The following is a 21,737-nucleotide window of genomic DNA, read 5'->3' on the forward strand; positions in this document are numbered from 1 at the left end:
CCTAGAAAGAAGTATATATGTTCAAAGAGAATCACATATTTCAAAGTATGTCTAAAAAAGGTAACTGGCTATATAATTTTTATAATAATACTAGAATTAAATCAAAATTTAAAGACTTGTCTCCTAAACAACATTGGAAACAAATCTTTAAAATAACATACTGAACTAACGTAGAACTTTTAGGGTTCAATACATAAGTTAACGCAGTGCAAATCAAAATGATTAAACTTTATTTTTTCTTACTTTTTTAGTAAACATGATACTTAAAATGACTCCAATGATACTTAAAATAATTAACCAATAAAAATGTGGCGGTGTGTAAGTCAATCTAATCGTTGTTTGTCCAGCTTTAGCTGGAATTGTAGTCATAATTCCGTTACCTTTTTTTACATCTAAAGGCTTACCGTTGGCTCTAGCTTGCATGCCATTTTCATAAGCTATAGGTAACACGATATATCCGTTATCGTTTTTATTTTTAGTAATCGTATAACCATTTCTCTCTTTTTTTACTTTTACTGAATGTAATTGTTTAGAAGCTTTTTTAAGTGTGTGATAATTTTCCCCATAAATTCCTTTAATCTTAAATCTATACGTACCTTCAGACATATGAATATTAAGTTTGTCTGAAGCTTTCACACGCATTGTCACAGGTGATACCACACGTCGATATTTATATGACAACGCATTTCGATTTTGACTATATTCATTTACGCCAATACTATGTTCCTTATCAGGAGTGAGCAGTTCAACATCCATTTCGAGATACATGTCTTTATACTTTTTAGTTAAAGAATGAGGTAATGTGAGTTGAACGCCTCCATTATTTTTATCTACCTTTAGCTGATTTTTCTTTTTCCATTGTGAATCTTTTAATTGTAGTTGAGCATCATTTAATAGATTTTTATTAGGGCTAAACGTAGTGTTAACACTTTTCGTATTATTATCGAATACCACACCTTGAAGCATCGCTTGTTCTCTATCTAGAGGTGATTTTAAGTTATTAGAATCATAGACTTTATGCGTAATGTGTGCGCTTGGATAAGAAATCGTATTCTTTGAGTGGATCCATTGATCTTTCCCATCTTTGATAAGATTTTTCTTTTTAAATCCATAAGGCATGTTTAAGTCATTGGGATGTCTTAATCTATCTTGTACATTCCATAAAGCCATCAAATTCGCTCGATTACCTAAATAGCGATATGTACTATTTTTATCTACAGGCATGTTGATTTGCATTGTTTTATCATAGTATTTTAAAATTTGACCGTTGAAAATGCTTGAATATAAAGATGTACCATTGTAGTGATATATAAATGGTGAGTTAAGTGCGTAAAATGAAAAATAATCTAATCTTTTCAAAGGATCTAGTTTATCACTAGTCATTTGATTAATTTTATTGTTTAATACTTTACTTCTATAACTTGAATCGTTAATAGTGTCCATCGTAGTTTGGTATGGTTCAATAGTTATTTTTTTTGAATCATTTACCATAATAACTTGTTCAACTAAAAATAGAATAACTAGCCCGATTGCTATCCATTTTCTTTTTAAAAGTGATTTTCTGTATAATAATAAGCCAATAACTATCATTATTATAATTGCAATATACATCCAATTTACAGAGCGATCAGTGTAAGTGATGTAAAAACAGCTATATAAAAATATAGGTATAGCTATAATTAAATAATTCTTTAGAGATAATTCGCTTAAATGTTGTATGAAAAGTGCAATTAAAGCGCCTGATGATAATGCTAAAAAGTAAACCCAACGTCTTTGAGGTAATGAGAACCCATTGAATGCACTATCAAACCATTGTGATAAAGAACCAATGAGTAGTAACCAAGTTGCAACGGCGAATAACTTATAATAATAATGTTGATATAGCTTGAATGAAAATAACGCAATAATTACAATAATAGAAATTGTTATATAAAAACCATCAGTAAATATATTATAATTTTTTTCAAATAAATTGGTTAAAATGGTAATTCCAAATTTAGGATTCTGTGATCTATCATTATTTAAAAATGAAGAAACACCAGTATAAAGACCAAATAAACTTGATAAAACACTTAATAAAGTAGCGATAACTAATATGTAAAATTTTTGCCAACGATTAACAATATCTTGCGGATGTACTGCAATGAGGCGATATATTAAATAAAATCCTAATACAACCGCTTCATAATAACTAAAATAGAAATTAGTGAATAGTGTAAATGTAATTGCAAAGATAAACCATCCTAACTTGCGCTCTCTAAAAAATCTTTCCATAGCCCAAATTGACATAGGTAGCATGATAAGTAAGTTACCATAAAATGACCAAGTAAAATTATAATATGTCATAACGGTAGACATGCCATACAAAATAGTTGCAATAAACATAGGTGCGGGTTTGAATTTCAAATACATAAACAAATAAAAAGTAAAAATCAAAGTAATTACAGTTCGCACATATGCCATAACAAGTTGATTAGTTGGCCAAAAGCTAATGTCATGTGGATTAATATGAATAGTATGTTCAAGTCCCCAAATACATGCAAAATTGATCCACATAAGTGGTGACATTGAGTAGTAATATGCTAATGATTTCACATAATCTCCACCCAAACCAAAAGAGGCATCATAGAACCCTTTAAAAGAAGCAAAATGTTCATACAGATACATTTGGAAAGGCATCATTTGCCTAAAACCATCACCACTTCCACTGAAAACGTCGCCTTTTGTAATGTATTGATAGATAAATGGAAAGTAGAGTATTAATGAAAAGATACAGCTTAATATTAGGATGGATAGAAATCGCCTTTTAGGTGTTTGCCAAAACTTTTTAATCACGGTGAATCCTCATCTTTCTTTTTATTGAATTCGTATATCTTATATATATCATACTAAAAATAATACTTATAAATGAAATAAACATCATTGTTTTCCAATAAGGAGGCTGATATTTAATAATTATAGTTTGATCATTCTTGTTTACTGGAACACCAGTCATCATATAATTTATTTTATGGATGTTAACTTGATGGCCGTCAATATAAGCACGCATACCAGCTCGATAAGGAATATTTATGGTAGCTAAACCTTTAGAGTGTTGACCGAGATTCACTTTCACACCATTTTTAATATCATTGTAATCCATATTAAAGTTTGCATTATGATGTGCAGTTTTGAGTGTCTTATAATTTTCTCCACTGAGATTGAGTAACTTAAATTTGAAACCGCCATTTGGAGATAATTTAATAGAAATATTGCCGTTTTTATCAGGTTGGGTCCGATAAAGTTGTGTGTTTATCCCAGTTTTGTAGACTGAATTATTATAAAGACGGTTATTAAAGTAATTATTAACATTTACAGTGTAATTACTGTCTGGATTACCTCGTTTAATATATAAAGTTATATAAAAGTCCTGATATTGCTTACGGATTTTTTTAGGTATATGAATGTTAACAGTTCCTATATTATTTTTAACTTCTAACTGATTATTTCCTTTACTTTTAATATTCTTAGTAGTTATACGTGCATGTTTTAGTAAATTCTTACTTTGAGAATTGAAATCTTTGCCATTTGAATCTACAATCGCTCCTTTAAGCATTGCATGTTCACGGTCTATCGGTGTTTTTAAGCTTTGACTATTATATAGGTTATTAGTCACTTTAACGCTAGGTAAATTAAGCTGATTTTCATATATGTCATATTGGCCGCTCGATTTCACTTTTTTGAAGTAAGTAGGTATATTATTTTGATATTTTTTTAACATTACATATTTAATTGAGAATAAACTATCGATATTTTGTCTAGCATTAGTCGATTGATAACGACTAAGTGATTCCTATGCTAAATTAATTTTCAAAGCATCATAATAGAAATCCAAGATATTGTGATGAAAGATACTTGAATAGAGACTCAAACCTTTAAAGTTTTGATACATCGGCGTATTGTCCTGCTCGTTAACCCGCCAATCAATACGTTGGTCATCCTTCTTACTATTCTTCATTTCTTTAACTAATGCTCTTTGTAAATCAGAGCTATATAGACTTGAATTCGCATAAAATGTATTCGCACGATCCTGATGGTCTTGGAAGTAAATTTGATTTTTTATAAAAACAAAACTCACCATCATACTTAAGGCAACAATTGAAATAATATAAATATATGTAAGTTGTATGCGAACCTTTCTCTCTTTTAAAAATAAAATTAATAATCCAATAATTGAAACTACCGGTACAAGTATTAACCATGGTAAGAATTTATGATAACAATAGGCGCTAATATAAATAATGAGTTGGGCGATCAAACTTGTAGTGATATATGATTTAACACTCACCGTTCTAAAGTACTTTACATATAGTCCGATTAATAAAGATGATGAAAAGGCTAAAATAAAATGCCAACGCTTCTGAGGTGCTGAAAATCCATTAAAAATTTGATCTATAAGTGGTATAAAAGTAAATATGATGAGTACTACGGTCATCAGTGCAAATAATCGATAATAGTAGTGTCTATATAATTTAAAGGTTAATATACTTTGAATTGTTAAAAATAAAATGACGATAAGATAGTTATCGAAGAATATGTTTGTATTAATATTCAGATGCTCAAAAGTTGGAACATTTCCAGAGAATGATACCCGTCTATTGTTTACGAAACTTTGTACGCTGTGAAAGAAAATAAATAAGCTATTTCCTAAAGCTAATACTGCTGGGATAAGTAAAGTGCACAAGGTTCTTATTCGTGTTGAATCATCATCAGGATGCCTAAACATGATTCTAATTAATGCATAAACACTAGCAATAATTAAAAAATAGTAAGCAAAATAGAAATTATTTATTAATACTAATGTAATAGTTAAGATTAACAGACCACTTTTACGCTGTTGAATTGATTTTTCCATGGCCAATAAAAGTAAAGGTAACCAAATAAACACATCACCGAAAAATGGCCAATAAGCTGTAAATCTGAAATAGAGTGGTGAGATTACAAATAAAAATGCGGTAAATATACTCAAAATTTTATTTTTAGAAATGTATTGAGCATATAAAAATGTACAATAAAGCGCAATCGCCCCCTTAAAAATTGAGACGATTAAAGCGTTATTCATCCAAAACATCACTTGATGTGTATCTAAAGATATGAATAATTTTACAAACGAAATAATTAGAACATTAATGATAAATAATAAATTTGTTGAAAAATAATAACTCAAATCAGTGAAGAAATCCCCACCTAAGCCAAAGTTAGACGCATAAAATAGATTCCCTTGATGCCACTGATTGTAAAGATACATTTGTATTGGAACCATTTGTTCCATGCCATCATTTGGACCAGTTGATAAAATACCATCGTGATAAAAACGATATACGACATAACTATGTCCAATAAGTGATAGCACTATAAATATTACGGTATAACTTAAAACTCTTTTCATTAATTACTCCTAAATAACTTGATGCTTGTTATCTAATTCTCTTATTAGTTATTTAAATTGTAGGCGATAGCGTCAATGAATGAAAGTGATTTTGTTTAAGATATGTGATGTTTACACAAACTTAAATTTTGAGTTATTTAATGTTGTTATTCATTTTTAAAAATAAAAGATAAGCATGTTACACTTAAAGTGGTTGTATAAACAGAATTAAAGTATAATTAATAAGTCGAATTAATTATACGATTATTATAAATTGAACATGAAAGTAAGGTGATATTAATGGCGATACAATGGTATCCAGGACATATGGCGAAAGCTAAAAGAGAAGTGAGTGAGCAACTCAAAAAGGTTGATGTAGTATTTGAGTTAGTTGATGCTCGTATTCCATATAGTTCTAGAAATCCTATGATCGATGAAGTTATTAAACAAAAACCGCGAGTGGTTATTTTAAATAAAAAAGACATGACTAACTTAAAAGAATTAGAAAAGTGGGAAGGATTCTTTAAGGAACAAGGGTTCTTTCCGGTAGCAGTTGATGCTAAACATGGTAAAAATTTAAAAAATGTAGAGGCTGAAGCAATAAAAGCTACGAAAGAAAAATTTGAACGTGAAAAGGAGAAAGGGCTTAAACCGAGAGCGATACGTGCAATGATTGTTGGTATTCCAAATGTCGGGAAATCAACTTTAATTAATAAATTGGCGAAACGTAGTATTGCAGAAACAGGTAATAAACCAGGTGTTACTAAACAACAACAGTGGATTAAAGTTGGGAAATCACTTCAATTGTTAGATACACCAGGAATATTATGGCCTAAATTTGAGGACGAGGAAGTCGGTAAGAAATTAAGTTTGACTGGTGCAATCAAGGATAGTATCGTTCATTTAGATGAAGTAGCAATTTATGGCTTAAACTTCATGATTGAACATGATTTAGAAGGTCTCAGACAACATTACAATATAGATGTAGACAAAGATGCAGAAATTTTAGAGTGGTTTGATGCGATTGGTCGTAGGAGAGGCCTTCTTCAAAAAGGTAATGAAGTAGATTATGAATCAGTCATTGAATTAATCATTAATGATATGAGAAATGCTAAGATAGGTACATATTGTTTTGATATTTTAAAAGAAATGAAGAGTGACTTATAAATGACATTAACAATTAAAGAAATACGTGATCAACTTGCATTAATTCAATCTATAGAAGAACTTGAAGCGCATGTAGCTAATGAAGATACCCGAAAAGGAGTTCAAAAAGCTATAGAATCACGTAAAAAGTATTTAATCAAACAACAAGAACTAGAAAACAATTATATTAGTATGAATCACTATGAAAATGAAATATTGAATCATGACAACGAGGCATTAATATGTGGAATCGATGAGGTAGGACGAGGACCACTCGCTGGTCCTGTTGTTGCTTGTGCAGTCATATTAAATAAAGGCCATCATTATCTTGGGTTAAATGACTCTAAAAAGGTACCAGCTAAACAGCGCTTAATTTTAAATGAAGAATTGAAAAATAATGTTACGAGTTACGCTTATGGAATTGCAACTCCACAAGAAATTGATGACTTGAATATTTATAAAGCTACACAGGTAGCCATGCAAAGAGCGCTTAATCAATTAAGTATTCAACCTACACATTTACTTATTGATGCAATGAAACTCGATAATGATATTCCTCAAATATCAATTATAAAAGGAGATGCTAAAAGTGTTTCAATTGCTGCAGCTAGTATTATGGCGAAAGAATATCGTGATAATTATATGAAAGAATTAGCTAATGATTATCCTAATTACGGATTTGAAAAAAATGTTGGATATGGTACTAAACAGCATTTAGAGGCAATTGACACATTTGGTGTAATAAATGAACATCGCAAATCCTTTGAACCTATCAAGTCGATGTTAAAATAATTTGAATTTTAATTTAATTGCAAAAAATATGGTCTTTCAGTTTACAATAGCGCTTTCATTTTTTATAATTAAAAGGGAACTTAACCTAAGAAACAGGAGGATGGAAGATGAATATCCACGAGTATCAAGGTAAAGAAATATTTCGTTCTATGGGCGTAGCCGTTCCAGAAGGACGAGTAGCATTCACTGCTGAAGAAGCGGTGGAAAAAGCGAAAGAATTAGATTCAGATGTATATGTGGTTAAAGCACAAATACACGCTGGGGGTAGAGGTAAAGCAGGCGGTGTAAAAATTGCTAAATCACTTTCTGAAGTTGAAACTTACGCTAATGAATTATTAGGGAAACAATTAGTTACTCACCAAACAGGACCTGAAGGTAAAGAAGTTAAACGCTTATATATCGAACAAGGTTGCGATATTCAGAAAGAATATTATGTTGGTTTCGTAATTGACCGTGCAACAAACAAAGTTACTTTAATGGCGTCTGAAGAGGGTGGTACTGAGATTGAAGAAGTGGCAGCTAAGACACCTGAGAAAATCTTTAAAGAAACAATCGACCCAGTTGTAGGTTTATCTCCTTATCAAGCACGTCGTATTGCTTTCAACATTAATATTCCTAAAGAATCTATTGGTAAAGCAACTAAATTCTTATTAGCACTCTATAACGTGTTCATTGAAAAAGATTGCTCTATCGTAGAAATTAATCCACTAGTAACTACTGGTGATGGACAAGTATTAGCTCTAGACGCTAAATTAAACTTCGACGATAATGCATTATTTAGACATAAAGATATCGTTGAATTACGTGATTTAGAAGAAGAAGATCCTAAAGAAATCGAAGCATCTAAATATGACTTATCATATATCGCTTTAGACGGTGATATCGGTTGTATGGTTAACGGTGCAGGTTTAGCTATGGCAACAATGGATACTATTAATCATTTTGGTGGAAATCCAGCTAACTTCTTAGATGTTGGTGGCGGTGCTACTAAAGAAAAAGTTACTGAAGCTTTCAAAATCATTTTAGGTGATGACAATGTTAGAGGTATCTTTGTAAATATCTTTGGTGGAATTATGAAATGTGACGTTATCGCAGAAGGTATCGTAGCAGCAGTTAAAGAAGTAGAATTAACTTTACCATTAGTAGTACGTTTAGAAGGTACAAATGTTGAGCGCGGTAAAGAAATCTTAAACGACTCAGGTTTAGCAATTGAACCAGCAGCTACTATGGCTGAAGGTGCACAAAAAATCGTTAAACTTGTTAAAGAAGCGTAAGGAAAGGATGGGAGCACTAAGATGAGTGTATTTATTGATAAAAATACGAAAGTAATGGTACAAGGTATCACAGGGTCTACTGCCCTTTTCCATACAAAACAAATGCTTGATTATGGAACACAAATTGTCGCAGGGGTAACACCAGGTAAAGGTGGACAAGTTGTAGAAGGTGTTCCTGTTTATAATACAGTTGAAGAAGCTAAAAATGAAACTGGCGCTAACGTATCAGTTGTATACGTTCCAGCACCATTTGCTGCAGATTCAATTTTAGAAGCAGCTGAAGCTGAATTAGATATGGTTATCTGTATTACTGAACATATTCCAGTTGTGGATATGGTTAAAGTTAAACGTTATTTACAAGGACGTAAGACACGTTTAGTAGGACCAAACTGCCCAGGTGTTATTACGGCAGATGAGTGTAAAATCGGAATTATGCCTGGTTACATTCATAAAAAAGGTCACGTAGGTGTTGTATCTCGTTCAGGTACTTTAACTTATGAAGCCGTACATCAATTAACTGAAGAAGGCATCGGTCAAACAACGGCTGTTGGTATCGGTGGTGACCCAGTTAATGGTACAAACTTCATTGATGTATTAAAAGAATTTAATGAAGATCCTGAAACTAAAGCAGTAGTAATGATTGGTGAAATCGGTGGTACTGCTGAAGAAGAAGCTGCACAATGGATTAAAGATAATATGAATAAACCAGTAGTAGGATTTATTGGTGGTCAAACTGCACCTCCAGGAAAACGTATGGGACACGCTGGTGCAATTATCTCTGGTGGTAAAGGTACTGCAGATGAAAAAATCAAAACATTAAATGATTGTGGTGTTGAAACTGCAGATACACCATCAGAAATTGGTACAACTTTAATCGAAGCAGCTAAAAAAGCTGGAATCTATGATGAATTATTAACAGTTGATAAATAATTGATAGATTTTTATTAGACTCGAACCTTTAATTAGGTTCGAGTTTTTTTATAGTCTTAGTAGAAGTGATATATATAATAGTAGAAACTCGTCACCGTTTAATGAAAAATGAGTTTGAAAAATTACTCCTTACAATCACATTAAATTTAACACTTATATGTCTTTGAATAGTAATAACCAACTGGGTTAAATTGAGCTATAATACTTCTAAAGGAGTAATGCTTAGTGATTCAACACACTTTATTGAAGCTCTATTGGGCTAATTTCGCCACAACGCAAGTTCATCAATTTATTAAAGAATATCCAGAAGTTATTTCAGAAAACTTACTAATTCAATATGAGATGATTGAGGATTGGGCTAAAAGACAAACCTCATCCACAGTCAGGAGAAAATTGAGCTTATTTAAATCACTTAATACAGAAGTTATATTTCAAGAAATGACTAAAATGAACCTCAAATATTTAACTTACTTTGATAAACATTATCCTCAATTACTTAAAGAAATTTATGATTTTCCATATGTAATTTTTTATAAAGGAAATAAACAACTATTTAACTGCCCTCATACTTTAGCTGTTATAGGCTCAAGAAAGTCAACCTTATATACAACTCAAGCTTTGGAATATCTTTTCCCATCATTTAAATCACTAAAAATGACGATTATTTCCGGATTAGCATATGGTGCAGATACTATAGCTCACCAAGTTGCACTAAAAAATAAACTTCCAACAATAGGCGTTCTTGGCTTCGGCCATTCATATCATTATCCTAAATCATCTTTAAAGACAAGAGAGAATATCGAACGAAAAGGACTAGTTATAAGTGAGTATCCACCTCATTCTCCCATAACCAGATATAAATTTCCTGAAAGAAATAGATTGATTAGTGGACTCGCTCGGGGTCTATTAATTACAGAGGCAGAGAAAATAAGCGGTAGTCAAATAACAGTAGACTGCGCTTTAGAACAAAACCGGAATGTATATGTTTTACCAGGATCAATGTTTAATCCTATGACCAAAAGTAATTTACTTAGACTTCAAGAGGGGGCACAAGTCGTTTTAGATGAAAGTAGTATTCTTTCAGACTACATTTTCTAAAATACTTTTGAATATACCTCTATTTATAGTGAATGACATGTATTAAATTAGTTAAAGTTTTATGTGACAAAATTAATAATATTTGTAACAAAATGTGAATTTAAAAATTAAAACGTTGACAAACACAAAATTAAGCGTTTATCATTTATCTTTAGTAATTCAATTTGCAAGGGGGAAATCACTTTGGCAGATAATTTAGTCATAGTTGAGTCGCCTGCAAAAGCTAAAACCATTGAAAAATATTTAGGAAAAAGATACAAAGTTATCGCTTCAATGGGACACGTACGTGACTTGCCTAGAAGTCAAATGGGTGTCGATACTGAAGATAACTATGAACCAAAATATATTACAATTCGCGGTAAAGGTCCGGTTGTTAAAGATTTAAAGAAATATGCTAAAAAAGCTAAAAAAGTTTTTCTCGCTAGTGACCCCGACCGTGAAGGTGAAGCGATTGCCTGGCATTTATCAAAAATTTTAGAACTAGAAGACTCAAAAGAAAACAGAGTAGTATTCAATGAAATTACAAAAGATGCGGTAAAAGATAGTTTCAAACACCCTAGAGGTATTGAAATGGATTTAGTTGATGCTCAGCAAGCACGTCGTATTCTAGATAGACTCGTGGGTTATAATATTTCTCCTGTATTATGGAAAAAAGTTAAAAAAGGTTTATCTGCAGGACGTGTTCAGTCAGTAGCTCTTCGTTTAGTTATCGACCGAGAAAATGAAATACGTAATTTCAAACCAGAAGAATATTGGACTATTGAAGGGGAATTTAGATATAAAAAGTCTAAATTTAATGCTAAGTTCCTCCATTATAAAAATAAACCTTACAAATTAAATACAAAAGAAGACGTTGAGAAAATTACAACAGCTCTTGATGGAGATCAATTTGAAATTACGAATGTAAATAAGAAAGAAAAAACACGTAATCCAGCTAACCCATTTACTACTTCAACCCTTCAACAAGAAGCTGCACGTAAGTTAAACTTCAAAGCTCGTAAAACTATGATGTTAGCGCAGCAACTATATGAAGGTATTGATTTAAAACGTCAAGGTACTATCGGTTTGATTACTTACATGCGTACAGATTCTACACGTATATCAGACTCTGCAAAGTCAGAAGCTCATAACTATATTACTGATAAATATGGTAAAGAATATGTGTCTAAACGTAAGGCAACCGGTAAACAAGGTGACCAAGATGCCCATGAAGCGATTAGACCTACAAGTACTTTAAGAACTCCAGATGAAATGAAACCTTATTTAACTAGAGATCAACATCGTCTGTATAAATTAATTTGGGAACGTTTTGTGGCAAGCCAAATGGCTCCAGCAATTTTGGATACTATTGCACTCGATGTTACTCAAAATGATATTAAATTTAGAGCAAATGGTCAGACTATAAAATTCAAAGGTTTCATGACACTATATGTTGAAGCTAAAGATGATAAAGAAAATGATAAAGAAAATAAACTTCCTAAATTAGAGGAAGGCGATAAAGTTACAGCAACTCAAATTGAACCTGCACAACACTTTACTCAACCGCCTCCACGTTATACAGAAGCACGTTTAGTTAAGACACTAGAGGAACTTAAAATAGGAAGACCTTCAACTTATGCTCCGACTATAGATACTATTCAAAAGCGTAACTACGTTAAATTAGAAAGTAAACGATTCGTACCAACAGAACTTGGCGAAATTGTTTATGAACAAGTCCAAGAGTACTTCCCAGAAATTATTGATGTAGAGTTTACTGTTAACATGGAAACTTTATTAGATAAAATAGCTGAGGGAGATACGAATTGGCGTAAAGTAGTTGGTGATTTTTATAATAGTTTCAAGCAAGATGTTGAACGTGCTGAAGAGGAAATGGAAAAAATAGAGATTAAAGACGAACCAGCTGGAGAAGATTGTGAAGTCTGTGGTTCACCTATGGTTATTAAAATGGGAAGATATGGTAAGTTTATGGCTTGTTCTAATTTCCCTGATTGTCGAAATACTAAAGCTATTGTTAAATCTATCGGAGTAACATGTCCTAAATGTAATGAGGGTGAAGTAGTTGAACGTAAATCCAAGAAGAATAGAATATTTTACGGATGCTCTCAATACCCTGATTGTGACTTCATTTCTTGGGATAAACCAGTAGGAAGAGAATGTCCTAAATGTAACCACTACTTAGTAGATAAGAAAAAAGGTAGAAGTAGCCAGGTCGTTTGTTCTAACTGTGATTACAAGGAAGAAGTTCAAAAATAGATTAAATTAAATTAGGAGGAAAATGATGACTCAAACAGTTAATGTCGTTGGAGCTGGATTGGCAGGTTCTGAAGCGGCATATCAGTTAGCTCAGCGTGGTGTAAAAGTTAATTTAATTGAAATGAGACCAGTGAAACAAACTCCAGCTCATCACACTGATAAATTTGCTGAACTTGTATGTTCTAATTCACTAAGAGGTAATTCTCTGACAAATGCAGTTGGTGTGCTTAAAGAAGAAATGAGACGTCTGGACTCTCTAATTATTCAAGCAGCTGATAAAGCACGTGTCCCAGCTGGGGGAGCTCTAGCTGTAGATAGACACGACTTTGCTGGTTATATCACTGATACGCTTCGTAATCATCCCAATATAACAGTATTAAATGAGGAAGTTAATCATATTCCTGAAGGATACACAATTATAGCTACAGGTCCACTAACGACAGAACACTTAGCTCAAGAAATAGTTGATATTACAGGTAAAGATCAACTTTACTTTTATGATGCAGCGGCACCGATTGTAGAAAAAGATACAATAGACATGAACAAAGTTTACTTAAAATCTCGTTATGACAAAGGTGAAGCTGCTTATCTTAATTGTCCTATGACAGAAGAAGAATTTAATAGATTTTATGATGCTGTATTAGAAGCTGAAGTAGCACCCGTCAATGAATTTGAAAAAGAAAAATATTTCGAAGGATGTATGCCTTTTGAAGTAATGGCTGAAAGAGGTCGTAAAACTTTACTATTTGGTCCAATGAAACCTGTAGGACTTGAGGACCCTAAAACAGGTGAACGTCCATATGCAGTTGTACAATTGAGACAAGATGATGCAGCAGGAACACTTTACAATATCGTAGGGTTCCAAACACATTTAAAATGGGGCGCGCAAAAAGAAGTTATACGTCTTATTCCTGGATTAGAGAATGTGGATATCGTGAGATATGGTGTGATGCACCGTAATACATTTATCAACTCTCCTGACGTTTTAAATGAAAAATACGAGCTTGAGGGTCATGAGCATCTTTATTTTGCAGGTCAAATGACTGGTGTAGAAGGTTATGTAGAAAGTGCGGCAAGCGGTTTGGTTGCGGGAATTAATCTCGCTCATAAACTTGCTGGTAAAGGAGAAGTTATTTTCCCTAGAGAGACGATGATAGGAAGTATGGCCTATTATATTTCTCATGCTAAAAATGAGAAAAACTTCCAACCTATGAATGCTAATTTCGGCTTATTACCATCATTAGAAAAGCGAATTAAAGATAAAAAAGAAAGATACGAAACTCAAGCAAATAGAGCGCTCGAATATCTAGATAATTATAAACAAACACTTTGATGAGCATAATAGTTCAACTGGGTAGTAAAATAATTACTACCTAGTTTTTTTATGGAATGATTCGATTGTTTTGTGGTGAATAGGTAGTATTTAAATCTTGCATTATAGGTTTAATAATTCAAGGTTTTATAAATTCTTTTTGACATTAATTCTCTAAAGATTTTGAATTGATTACCAAATTACTGTATGCCCTATCATTCATATGCTACAATGCAATATGATGGAGGGGAATTATATTGAATGAAATCCAAAAAACATTTTTATACATGTTGAAGGTAGAAAGAAATTTTTCAGAATATACTTTGAAATCCTATCATGATGATTTGATTCAATTTAATGACTTTTTAGTTAGTGAACATTTAGAATTAGCTACATTTGAATATAAAGATGCTCGAAATTATTTATCATTTTTATATTCACATAATTTAAAAAGAACGACAGTATCGAGAAAAATTTCTACTTTACGTACTTTTTATGAATATTGGATGACTCAAGATGAATCAATAGTTAACCCCTTTGTTCAACTTGTACACCCTAAGAAAGAACAGTACCTTCCTCAATTCTTCTATGAAGAGGAAATGGAAGCTTTATTCCAAACTGTGGAGCAAGATAGTAAAAAGGGCATGCGAGATAGGGTTATTATTGAATTATTATATGCAACAGGAATACGTGTGTCTGAATTAGTTAATATCAAAATTAAAGATATAGATATGAATTTACCTGGAGTGAAAGTTTTAGGTAAAGGAAATAAAGAACGTTTCATTCCCTTTGGTGAATTTTGTAAGCAGAGTATTGAAAGATATTTAGACGAATTTCAACCTAGAAAAACTAATGACCATGAATATCTTATAGTTAATATGAATGGTGCGCCTATTACTGAACGTGGTGTGAGGTATGTTCTTAATGATGTAGTAAAACGCACTGCTGGTGTCACAGATATACATCCCCATAAACTCAGACATACGTTTGCAACGCATTTATTAAATCAAGGTGCTGATTTGAGGACAGTTCAATCTCTTTTAGGTCACGTTAATTTATCAACGACAGGCCGCTATACTCATGTTTCAAATCAACAACTCCGCAAGGTTTATTTAAATGCACATCCTCGAGCAAAAAAAGGAGAGTAAGTTATGAGTAATACTTTACATGCAACAACTATTTACGCTGTACGTCATAATGGTGAAGCTGCAATGGCAGGTGATGGACAGGTTACTCTTGGTCAACAAGTTATTATGAAACAAACTGCTAGAAAAGTTAGACGTTTATATGAAGGGAAAGTGTTAGCAGGATTTGCTGGTAGTGTTGCTGATGCATTCACGCTTTTCGAAAAGTTTGAAACAAAACTACAACAATTTAGCGGTAATTTAGAACGTGCGGCAGTTGAATTAGCACAAGAATGGCGTGGAGATAAGCAGTTAAGACAATTAGAAGCAATGCTTATTGTTATGAATAAAGATGCAATTCTTGTTGTAAGTGGTACAGGCGAAGTTATTGCGCCAGATGATGATCTTATCGCTATTGGGTCTGGAGGCAATTATGCTTTAAGTGCTGGTCGAGCGCTTAAAAGACATGCTTCACAACTTTCTGCTAAAGAAATGGCTTATGAGAGCTTGAAAGTTGCTGCAGACATCTGCGTATTTACTAATGATAATATTATCGTTGAAACATTGTAGTTGAATTGCATAATGTGATTTTATTTTTAAGAATTAGGAAATGAATCTTAGTTACAAAGTAACAAGATGGAGGAATGTTATATATGGATACAAATGGAATTAAATTGACTCCAAAAGATATCGTATCTAAATTAAATGAATACATTGTTGGACAAGATGACGCAAAACGTAAAGTAGCGATTGCATTAAGAAATCGCTATAGAAGAAGTTTATTAGATGAAGAAGCTAAACAAGAAATCGCACCTAAAAATATTTTAATGATTGGACCAACTGGGGTAGGTAAAACTGAAATAGCTAGAAGAATGGCTAAAATAGTTGGTGCACCTTTCATTAAAGTTGAGGCTACTAAATTTACTGAAGTAGGTTATGTAGGTCGAGACGTTGAAAGTATGGTAAGAGACTTAGTTGATGTAGCTGTTCGTTTAGTGAAAGAAGAGAAGAAAGCACTCGTCAAAGATGAAGCGATTGCTAAAGCGAATGATAAGCTTGTTAAATTGTTAGTTCCAAGTATGAAGAAGAAGGCTTCTCAAGGAAATAATCCTCTTGAAAATCTTTTCGGAGGTGCAATTCCTAACTTTGGTCAAAATAATGAAGAAGAGGAAGAGCCACCTACTGAAGAGATAAAAACTAAGCGTTCAGAAATTAAGAAGCAATTAGAAGAAGGTAAACTTGAACAAGAAAAAGTAAGAATAAAAGTAGAACAAGATCCAGCAGCTATGGGCATGCTAGGAACGAATCAAAATCAACAAATGCAAGACATGATGAACCAATTGATGCCTAAAAAGAAAGTTGAACGAGAGGTATCTGTTGAAACAGCAAGAAAAATACTTGCTGATGATTATGCTGATGAACTTATAGATCAAGAAACAGCAAACCAAGAGGCTCTAGAGCTTGCAGAACAAATGGGTATTATCTTTATAGATGAAATTGATAAAGTAGCAACAAATAATCAAAATAGTGGTCAAGATGTTTCACGCCAAGGTGTTCAAAGAGATATTTTACCAATCCTTGAAGGTAGCATGATTCAAACCAAGTATGGTACTGTAAATACTGAACACATGCTATTTATTGGTGCTGGTGCGTTTCACGTTTCAAAACCTAGTGATTTGATTCCAGAATTACAAGGCCGTTTCCCAATCAGAGTAGAACTTGAAAGTCTTTCTGTTGACGACTTTGTCAGAATTCTTACAGAGCCTAAATTATCATTAATTAAGCAATACGAAGCGTTGCTTCAAACTGAAGAAGTGACTGTAAACTTCAATGAAGAAGCAATCAAACGTTTAGCTGAAATTGCTTACCAAGTCAACCAAGACACTGATAATATTGGTGCTCGTAGATTACACACAATTTTAGAAAAGATGCTTGAAGATTTATCATTCGAAGCACCAAATATGCCACATGCTGTTGTAGACATAACACCACAATATGTTGATGATAAACTAAAAACTATCTCAACGAATAAGGATTTAAGTGCATTTATTTTATAATATAAATAGAAGGAGAAAAATTATGAGCTTATTATCTAAAACTAGAGAATTAAACACGTTATTACAAAAACATAAAGGCATTGCAGTAGACTTTAAAGATGTTGCACAAACGATCAGTAGCGTTACAGTCACAAACGTATTTATCGTATCAAGAAGAGGTAAAATTTTAGGGTCGAGTCTTAACGAGTTATTGAAGAGTGAGCGAATTATCAATATGTTAGAGGAAAGACATATTCCTAGTGAGTATACTGAAAAACTTATGGATGTTAAACAAACACAATCTAACATTGACATTGATAATGTTTTAACAGTGTTCCCTCCTGAAAACAAAGACGTTTTTGTAAACAGTAGAACAACTATTTTCCCTATATTAGGTGGAGGAGAACGACTTGGTACACTCGTTTTAGGTCGAGTTCAAGATGACTTTAATGAGAACGACCTAGTTTTAGGTGAATACGCTGCAACTGTAATTGGTATGGAAATCTTGCGTGAGAAACATAACGAAGTTGAAAAAGAGGCTCGTGATAAAGCTGCAATCACAATGGCTATCAATTCACTATCTTATTCTGAAAAAGAAGCGATTGAACATATCTTTGAAGAGTTAGGTGGAAATGAAGGTTTACTTATCGCTTCTAAAGTGGCTGACCGTGTTGGTATTACTAGATCTGTTATTGTAAATGCATTACGTAAATTAGAAAGTGCTGGTGTCATTGAATCACGTTCACTAGGTATGAAAGGTACTTTCATCAAAGTTAAAAAAGAAAAATTCTTAGATGAATTAGAAAGAACAAAATAATTAATAAAACATCAAATATAAAAAAAGAGTGTCAGTTATATCATGAGCGATACTCTTTTTATATGTGATCATAAATATTATTCATTGTTCAGACACAAAGGCATTGCGTTTCTGGACAAGTTATGATATATTAATTGACGGCTATTAAGCCAATACACACATAATTAATGTAAATATAGAGGGTGCAAATCTTTGGATTTGTCTTTATATGAGTTGATTATGGAGGTAAATAACCAATAGGAGGAATTTTAAAATGGCAGTAATTTCAATGAAACAATTACTTGAAGCCGGTGTTCACTTCGGTCACCAAACACGCCGTTGGAACCCAAAAATGAAAAAATATATCTTCACTGAAAGAAATGGTATCTATATCATTGACTTACAAAAGACAGTGAAAAAAATTGAAGAAGCATACAACTTCCTTAAACAAGTATCAGAAGATGGCGGTAAAGTCTTATTCGTAGGTACTAAAAAACAAGCACAAGAATCAGTTAAAGCTGAAGCAGAACGTGCTGGTCAATTCTACGTTAACCAAAGATGGTTAGGTGGAATCTTAACTAACTACAAAACAATCTCTAAACGAATCAAACGTATTTCTGAAATTGAAAAAATGGAAGAAGATGGATTGTTTGAAGTATTACCTAAAAAAGAAGTTGTTGAACTTAAAAAAGAATACGACCGTTTAATTAAATTCTTAGGCGGTATTCGTGATATGAAATCTATGCCTCAAGCATTATTCGTTGTTGACCCTCGTAAAGAGCGCAACGCTATTGCTGAAGCACGTAAATTAAATATTCCTATCGTAGGTATTGTTGACACTAACTGTGATCCAGACGAAATTGATTACGTTATCCCAGCAAACGATGATGCTATCCGTGCCGTTAAATTATTAACAGGCAAAATGGCAGATGCTATCTTAGAAGGTCAACAAGGTGTATCTAATGAAGAAGTAGCTGCAGAACAAAACATCAATTTAGATGAAAAAGAAGAATCTGAACAAGCAGAAACAACTGAAGAAAACACTTCTGTTGAATCAAACTAAGATATAGTTTAAATGGGTGATAAGATACTAATGCTTATCACCTTTTTTTAAAAGTAAAACAAATCGTAATAGAGTATTGGAAATATCACCTAAAATAATGGTAAAATTTGGGTATATCATAAATACAATTATATATTGGAGGAGAAATTAATGGCAATTTCAGCAAAACTTGTTAAAGAATTACGTGAAAAAACAGGCGCAGGTATGATGGATTGTAAAAAAGCGCTAACTGAAACTGATGGTGACATCGATAAAGCAATCGACTACTTACGTGAAAAAGGTATCGCGAAAGCAGCTAAAAAGGCTGACCGTATCGCTGCTGAAGGTCTTGTACACGTAGAAGTTAAAGGAAATGAAGCAGCTATCGTTGAAATCAACTCAGAAACTGACTTCGTTGCTCGTAACGAAGGATTCCAAGAATTAGTTAAAGAAATTGCTAACCAAATTCTTGATAGTAAAGCTGAAACAGTTGACGCTTTATTAGAAACTAAATTATCAAGTGGCAAAACTGTTGATGAAAGAATGAAAGAAGCTATCTCTACAATTGGTGAAAAATTAAGTATCCGTCGTTTTGCTATTAGAACTAAATCTGATAATGACGCTTTCGGTTCTTACCTACACATGGGCGGACGCATTGGTGTGTTAACTGTTGTTGAAGGTACAACTGATGAATCAGCTGCAAAAGATGTAGCTATGCACATCGCTGCAATCAACCCTAAATATGTTTCTTCTGATCAAGTAAGCGAAGAAGAAATCAACCACGAAAAAGAAGTATTAAAACAACAAGCATTAAACGAAGGTAAACCAGAAAACATCGTAGAAAAAATGGTTGAAGGTCGTTTACGTAAATATTTACAAGAAATTTGTGCTGTAGATCAAAACTTCGTTAAAAATCCAGATGAAACAGTTGAAGCATTCTTAAAATCAAAAGGTGGTCAACTTACTGACTTCGTTCGTTACGAAGTAGGCGAAGGTATGGAAAAACGCGAAGAAAACTTCGCTGATGAAGTTAAAGGACAAATGAAATAATCTGTCATAATTTTAACAAGAAAGAAGACACCTATTAAGTTTCCTTTCTAATAGTTTTAGAGCTATAGAAAGGAGCCATCCGTGTCTTCTTTACTTATATATTTTTACATATTTCTACTATAGAGAGGATAAGAAAATGGCTCAAACTTCTAAATATAAACGTGTAGTCTTGAAATTGAGTGGAGAAGCTTTAGCTGGAGATAAGGGATTCGGTATCAATCCAATTATCATCAAAAGTGTAGCGAAACAAGTTGCTGAAGTTGCTAAAATGGACTGTGAAATTGCAGTTATTGTTGGTGGCGGAAACATTTGGAGAGGTAAAACAGGCAGCGATTTAGGAATGGATCGAGGCACTGCTGACTATATGGGCATGTTAGCAACTGTAATGAATGCTTTAGCGTTACAAGATAGTTTAGAACAATTAGATTGTGATACACGTGTTTTAACTTCAATTGAAATGAAACAAGTTGCTGAACCATATATTCGTCGACGTGCAATCAGACATCTAGAGAAGAAGCGCGTAGTTATCTTTGCAGCTGGTATAGGTAACCCTTACTTCTCAACTGATACTACAGCAGCTTTACGAGCAGCTGAAGTTGAAGCAGATGTAATCTTAATGGGTAAAAATAATGTAGATGGTGTTTATTCAGCTGACCCTAAAGTTGATGAAAATGCCGTTAAATATGAACACTTAACTCATATTCAAATGTTACAAGAAGGTTTACAAGTAATGGATTCTACTGCTTCATCATTCTGCATGGACAATAATATTCCATTAAATGTATTCTCAATTATGGAAGAAGGAAATATTAAGCGCGCCGTTATGGGAGAAAAAATCGGTACGCTGATTACAAAATAAATTAGAGGTGTAAAAAAATGAGTGACATTATTAAAGATACTAAAGTTAGAATGCAAAAATCTATCGACAACTTATCACGTGAATTAGCTAACATCAGTGCTGGTCGAGCTAATTCAAATTTACTAAATGGTGTAACAGTTGATTACTATGGTGCACCAACACCAGTACAACAATTAGCAAGTATCAATGTTCCTGAAGCGCGTTTATTAGTCATTTCACCATATGACAAAACTTCAGTTGATGATATTGAGAAAGCAATCATCGCCGCAAACTTAGGAGTTAATCCAACTAGTGACGGTGAGGTTATTCGAATTTCAGTTCCTGCATTAACAGAAGAAAGACGTAAAGAACTAGTTAAAAACGTTAAGAAAATTGGTGAAGATGCTAAGGTTTCAATCAGAAATATTCGCCGTGACATTAATGACCACCTTAAAAAGCAAGAAAAAAATGGTGACATTACTGAAGATGACTTACGAAGCCAAACTGATGACGTTCAAAAAGCTACTGATAATTCTATTAAAGAAATAGATCAGTTAGTAGAGGATAAAGAACAAGATATCATGTCTGTTTAATAAAGAGATTGAGTGAATTAAAAATATTTAATTACTCAAGATACTC

15 protein-coding genes and 2 pseudogenes are annotated in these 21,737 nt (G+C 32.8%); 15 read left to right on the forward strand and 2 right to left on the reverse strand.

Going from position 1 to position 21,737, the window contains the following annotated elements:
- Positions 1-222 precede the first annotated feature (222 nt).
- Both CM54_RS03105 and CM54_RS03110 read right to left on the reverse strand, forming a co-directional pair.
- On the reverse strand, positions 223-2,835 hold the full coding sequence (locus CM54_RS03105) for a YfhO family protein (protein WP_037548828.1): 2,613 nt from the start codon (positions 2,833-2,835) through the stop codon (positions 223-225).
- Positions 2,828-5,428: pseudogene (locus CM54_RS03110) on the reverse strand (YfhO family protein). The gene CM54_RS03105 and the pseudogene CM54_RS03110 overlap by 8 nt, the downstream one beginning before the upstream one ends.
- A 279-nt stretch (positions 5,429-5,707) precedes the next feature.
- Here CM54_RS03110 and ylqF point away from each other — a divergent pair.
- From ylqF to frr, 15 genes and pseudogenes are all read left to right on the forward strand, one after another.
- Positions 5,708-6,591: pseudogene (gene ylqF, locus CM54_RS03115) on the forward strand (ribosome biogenesis GTPase YlqF).
- Positions 6,575-7,345, forward strand: a complete 771-nt coding sequence (locus tag CM54_RS03120) for a ribonuclease HII (protein WP_037548829.1) — start codon at positions 6,575-6,577, stop codon at positions 7,343-7,345. The pseudogene ylqF and the gene CM54_RS03120 overlap by 17 nt, the downstream one beginning before the upstream one ends.
- 107 nt (positions 7,346-7,452) lie before the next feature.
- Positions 7,453-8,619, forward strand: a complete 1,167-nt coding sequence (gene sucC / locus CM54_RS03125; protein WP_037548831.1) for an ADP-forming succinate--CoA ligase subunit beta — start codon at positions 7,453-7,455, stop codon at positions 8,617-8,619.
- 21 nt (positions 8,620-8,640) lie between these two features.
- Positions 8,641-9,549 (forward strand): succinate--CoA ligase subunit alpha, encoded by a 909-nt coding sequence (sucD, locus tag CM54_RS03130; RefSeq protein ID WP_002436344.1) that lies wholly within the window; start codon positions 8,641-8,643, stop codon positions 9,547-9,549.
- Between the two features lie 225 nt (positions 9,550-9,774).
- Positions 9,775-10,647: a DNA-processing protein DprA gene (gene dprA, locus CM54_RS03135; RefSeq protein ID WP_037548833.1), complete on the forward strand. Its 873-nt coding sequence runs from the start codon at positions 9,775-9,777 to the stop codon at positions 10,645-10,647.
- A 177-nt stretch (positions 10,648-10,824) separates the two neighbouring features.
- The gene (gene topA, locus CM54_RS03140) at positions 10,825-12,900 is read left to right on the forward strand and encodes a type I DNA topoisomerase (RefSeq protein ID WP_030064789.1); all 2,076 of its coding nucleotides are present in this window, start codon (positions 10,825-10,827) and stop codon (positions 12,898-12,900) included.
- A 25-nt stretch (positions 12,901-12,925) separates the two neighbouring features.
- On the forward strand, positions 12,926-14,233 hold the full coding sequence (gene trmFO / locus CM54_RS03145; protein ID WP_037548835.1) for an FADH(2)-oxidizing methylenetetrahydrofolate--tRNA-(uracil(54)-C(5))-methyltransferase TrmFO: 1,308 nt from the start codon (positions 12,926-12,928) through the stop codon (positions 14,231-14,233).
- Positions 14,234-14,469: 236 nt separating this feature from the next.
- Positions 14,470-15,360 (forward strand): tyrosine recombinase XerC, encoded by an 891-nt coding sequence (gene xerC / locus CM54_RS03150; protein WP_037548837.1) that lies wholly within the window; start codon positions 14,470-14,472, stop codon positions 15,358-15,360.
- Between the two features lie 3 nt (positions 15,361-15,363).
- Entirely contained in the window at positions 15,364-15,906 is a 543-nt protein-coding gene (hslV, locus tag CM54_RS03155; protein WP_023350393.1) for an ATP-dependent protease subunit HslV, read from the forward strand.
- Between the two features lie 83 nt (positions 15,907-15,989).
- Positions 15,990-17,393: an ATP-dependent protease ATPase subunit HslU gene (gene hslU / locus CM54_RS03160; protein ID WP_037548840.1), complete on the forward strand. Its 1,404-nt coding sequence runs from the start codon at positions 15,990-15,992 to the stop codon at positions 17,391-17,393.
- Between the two features lie 22 nt (positions 17,394-17,415).
- The gene (gene codY, locus CM54_RS03165; RefSeq protein ID WP_002436324.1) at positions 17,416-18,189 is read left to right on the forward strand and encodes a GTP-sensing pleiotropic transcriptional regulator CodY; all 774 of its coding nucleotides are present in this window, start codon (positions 17,416-17,418) and stop codon (positions 18,187-18,189) included.
- 253 nt (positions 18,190-18,442) lie between these two features.
- A complete protein-coding gene (gene rpsB / locus CM54_RS03170; RefSeq protein WP_037548843.1) occupies positions 18,443-19,231 on the forward strand; it encodes a 30S ribosomal protein S2 in 789 nt (262 codons plus the stop codon).
- 150 nt (positions 19,232-19,381) lie between these two features.
- Positions 19,382-20,260: a translation elongation factor Ts gene (gene tsf, locus CM54_RS03175; RefSeq protein WP_030064793.1), complete on the forward strand. Its 879-nt coding sequence runs from the start codon at positions 19,382-19,384 to the stop codon at positions 20,258-20,260.
- A 136-nt stretch (positions 20,261-20,396) separates the two neighbouring features.
- On the forward strand, positions 20,397-21,119 hold the full coding sequence (gene pyrH, locus CM54_RS03180; RefSeq protein ID WP_002436299.1) for a UMP kinase: 723 nt from the start codon (positions 20,397-20,399) through the stop codon (positions 21,117-21,119).
- 17 nt (positions 21,120-21,136) lie between these two features.
- Complete coding sequence (frr, locus tag CM54_RS03185) at positions 21,137-21,691, forward strand: ribosome recycling factor (protein WP_037548845.1); 555 nt, start codon at positions 21,137-21,139, stop codon at positions 21,689-21,691.
- Positions 21,692-21,737: the final 46 nt, after the last annotated feature.

It is taken from the genome of Staphylococcus sp. TE8, from assembly GCF_000692055.1.
GTDB classification, from domain to species: Bacteria; Bacillota; Bacilli; order Staphylococcales; family Staphylococcaceae; genus Staphylococcus; species Staphylococcus capitis.

Bases quoted from the DNA above. Each gene is read 5' to 3' on its own strand.
- pyrH (WP_002436299.1), top strand. From the start codon at position 20,397: ATGGCTCAAACTTCTAAATATAAACGTGTAGTCTTGAAATTGAGTGGA.
- sucD (WP_002436344.1), top strand. From the start codon at position 8,641: ATGAGTGTATTTATTGATAAAAATACGAAAGTAATGGTACAAGGTATC.
- hslU (WP_037548840.1), top strand. From the start codon at position 15,990: ATGGATACAAATGGAATTAAATTGACTCCAAAAGATATCGTATCTAAA.
- hslV (WP_023350393.1), top strand. From the start codon at position 15,364: ATGAGTAATACTTTACATGCAACAACTATTTACGCTGTACGTCATAAT.
- codY (WP_002436324.1), top strand. From the start codon at position 17,416: ATGAGCTTATTATCTAAAACTAGAGAATTAAACACGTTATTACAAAAA.
- trmFO (WP_037548835.1), top strand. From the start codon at position 12,926: ATGACTCAAACAGTTAATGTCGTTGGAGCTGGATTGGCAGGTTCTGAA.
- sucC (WP_037548831.1), top strand. From the start codon at position 7,453: ATGAATATCCACGAGTATCAAGGTAAAGAAATATTTCGTTCTATGGGC.
- frr (WP_037548845.1), top strand. From the start codon at position 21,137: ATGAGTGACATTATTAAAGATACTAAAGTTAGAATGCAAAAATCTATC.
- tsf (WP_030064793.1), top strand. From the start codon at position 19,382: ATGGCAATTTCAGCAAAACTTGTTAAAGAATTACGTGAAAAAACAGGC.
- CM54_RS03120 (WP_037548829.1), top strand. From the start codon at position 6,575: ATGACATTAACAATTAAAGAAATACGTGATCAACTTGCATTAATTCAA.
- rpsB (WP_037548843.1), top strand. From the start codon at position 18,443: ATGGCAGTAATTTCAATGAAACAATTACTTGAAGCCGGTGTTCACTTC.